4 protein-coding genes are annotated in these 2,484 nt (G+C 33.8%); all 4 read left to right on the forward strand.

Annotated elements, in window-relative coordinates:
- Window positions 1-291 precede the first annotated feature (291 nt).
- On the forward strand, window positions 292-744 hold the full coding sequence (radC, locus tag ACRC6Q_RS19250; protein WP_431467264.1) for a RadC family protein: 453 nt from the start codon (window positions 292-294) through the stop codon (window positions 742-744).
- 298 nt (window positions 745-1,042) lie between these two features.
- Complete coding sequence (locus tag ACRC6Q_RS19255; RefSeq protein WP_431467265.1) at window positions 1,043-1,231, forward strand: ribbon-helix-helix protein, CopG family; 189 nt, start codon at window positions 1,043-1,045, stop codon at window positions 1,229-1,231.
- A 3-nt stretch (window positions 1,232-1,234) separates the two neighbouring features.
- A complete protein-coding gene (locus ACRC6Q_RS19260; protein WP_431467266.1) occupies window positions 1,235-1,600 on the forward strand; it encodes a hypothetical protein in 366 nt (121 codons plus the stop codon).
- Between the two features lie 28 nt (window positions 1,601-1,628).
- Window positions 1,629-1,787: a hypothetical protein gene (locus tag ACRC6Q_RS19265; RefSeq protein WP_431467267.1), complete on the forward strand. Its 159-nt coding sequence runs from the start codon at window positions 1,629-1,631 to the stop codon at window positions 1,785-1,787.
- Window positions 1,788-2,484: the final 697 nt, after the last annotated feature.

The following is a 2,484-nucleotide window of genomic DNA, read 5'->3' on the forward strand; positions in this document are numbered from 1 at the left end:
GCGATTTTTCCTTTTGGTAACGAACCATAATACGTCCCATAAGGCACTAAGAAAAGAACGGTCTGGAAACCTGCACCAGACAGTTCTTTTCTAAGTGCCTTAAAAATTGATCAATAGACTTTCGCAACATATTCTCACTGCGTTCCGATATTTCACGATTCTATTGACCAATTTTTAATGGGAGTATTACGTTCTTAACTACCAAAAGGGAAAAATCTTCCCCTTTGGGAAGAGAATTGCTTCGTTATCAAAAGCAAAAATCAAATCTAAAAATAAAAGGAGAAATGAAAAATGGAAAAAATCGTTGAGATAATCAGAATCAAACAAGAGGTATTAGAGGTCCAAGAAAAATATGAATTCTTGAAAGATATTCAAATAAAAAGCCCAAGCACTCTTATCGACGCAATTAGACAGCTTATAGGCGATGAAGATAGAGAGATATTATTGGTTCTATGCTTGAACATAAAAAACAAAATAATCGCTGTTCATCGTTGCCACGTTGGTTCTATAAATGCTTCAATTGTTCACCCAAGAGAGGTTTTCAAAAGTGCCATATTGAACAATGCAGCAACTATCGTGATGGCTCATAACCACCCTTCGTTTGACCCAACTCCTTCAAATGAAGATATTCAAGTAACTAAGCGAATTGTCGAAGCCGGTAGCATATTAGGAATAGAGTTACTTGACCATATAATAGTTGGAAATGAAGAAGGTATTTCCTTAAAACAGAAAGGCTATATGTAAAAAAGGGGATTCCCCTTTCTTATTTAAAATGAAGACCTGAAATTATGAAAATGAAGTCACCATACTGCTGTTCGCAGTATGGTGACGAAAAAAGTAGTGCTGCCAACATATAAAATATTGACAGCACTATTGAAATCAAAAAAAGATACAAACCACAAGTGGTTTGTAATAGGTGAATAAATAGAATTAGGTTATCAATATAAACCACAAGTGGTTTATATTGATAAATAAAGTCTTTTTGGTATTAATATCATACCATTTAAATATATAATAGATACTGAAATGGGGTGAATTTAGTATGCCAGTTATAAATGTCAATTTGTCTGAAGAAGCAAAAGCTAAGTTAGAGAAAATGGGTAAAGAAACAGGATTATCACAAGCAAACTTAATTCGATTAGCTACCCTCAGTCTTTTAGAGAACTACGAAAGCAAAGGTTCGTTTATTTTTGCGGATTTATTGAATCCGAATCACAAAGGAGGAAAATGATTAATGTACTTTATTGATAATGAACACGAATCAAACTTTTCTAATCTAATTAGCTTTTTTGAAAAGAAAGCTAATGATCCCCAATATCGAGCAAATATTTATATAGCCAGTGTTCCAGAGGTTTATAAATTAATTCCGAAAACAAAAATCAATATAGGTGGAGGTCCATTAAATTTGTTGGCCGAGTATAGCGAGAAGAAAAATAAGCTTATTCCCAATCATGAAGGGTTAACTGGTTCGACTTATAAATTAGTGGAAATCGGTCTTAGTCTATTTAATGGAAACGAAGTCAGTCTGGATTTTAATTATGGTGATGAAATTAGCAATTCTGTTTTGCAAGCAATGAAAATTCGGTTTTTCGGAAATTAAAAATACAAATATAAAGGAGTTTTGTTCTATGAATATCATTGATAATATTCAAAACAAAATCGAGCAACTTAAAAAAGACGAAGAAACAATGTATGCAGGGACTCAATTCGAGACTCAATTAAATGAAAGAATGAATGATTTAGAGTTATTAGAACAGGAGATCGACAAGGTTATTAAAAGAAAATAGTATGTTAAAAGATCTTCTCTTAATTGGGAAGATTTTTTTATTTGGGCGATTCTAAACCACTTGTGGTTTATAGGTATTTATAAAGTGAATCTTTTACTTATAAATTTATGGTGAACACCTATATGGAGTCAGTAAATATACGTATAAAAAGCTTTTGGGATTGCCCAGAGGTCTGCTCATAATTTGTACGGCTGCTGGAAGACGCACCCGAACAATTTATGGCATCTCGCTGTGACCTAAACCAGCCGATAACAAGAAAGTGTAATTAATTGGCTATTTACAAAGAGCGTGTAAATGGCCACCTAATAACGCTTTCTAAGTTCCTGTCTGATTCTTAACGATCCCACGACAATGAAGAGCAAACCCCAGGAACAAAAGAGGAAAGGACCAAAGGAAAGCAAAGCAAGCTTTGCTATTTGAAGTGCGATTTTTCCTTTTGGTAACGAACCATAATACGTCCCATAAGGCACTAAGAAAAGAACGGTCTGGAAACCTGCACCAGACAGTTCTTTTCTAAGTGCCTTAAAAATTGATCAATAGACTTTCGCAACATATTCTCACTGCGTTCCGATATTTCACGATTCTATTGACCAATTTTTAATGGGAGTATTACGTTCTTAACTACCAAAAGGGAAAAATCTTCCCCTTTGGGAAGAGAATTGCTTCGTTATCAAAAGCAAAAATCAAATCTAAAAAT

The sequence above is a fragment of the Planococcus sp. SE5232 genome (genome assembly GCF_050686535.1).
GTDB lineage: Bacteria > Bacillota > Bacilli > Bacillales_A > Planococcaceae > Planococcus.

What these genes read in the sequence shown, in the direction of transcription:
- radC (WP_431467264.1), top strand. Translation starts at nt 292, where the DNA reads ATGGAAAAAATCGTTGAGATAATCAGAATCAAACAAGAGGTATTAGAG.
- ACRC6Q_RS19260 (WP_431467266.1), top strand. Translation starts at nt 1,235, where the DNA reads ATGTACTTTATTGATAATGAACACGAATCAAACTTTTCTAATCTAATT.
- ACRC6Q_RS19255 (WP_431467265.1), top strand. Translation starts at nt 1,043, where the DNA reads ATGCCAGTTATAAATGTCAATTTGTCTGAAGAAGCAAAAGCTAAGTTA.
- ACRC6Q_RS19265 (WP_431467267.1), top strand. Translation starts at nt 1,629, where the DNA reads ATGAATATCATTGATAATATTCAAAACAAAATCGAGCAACTTAAAAAA.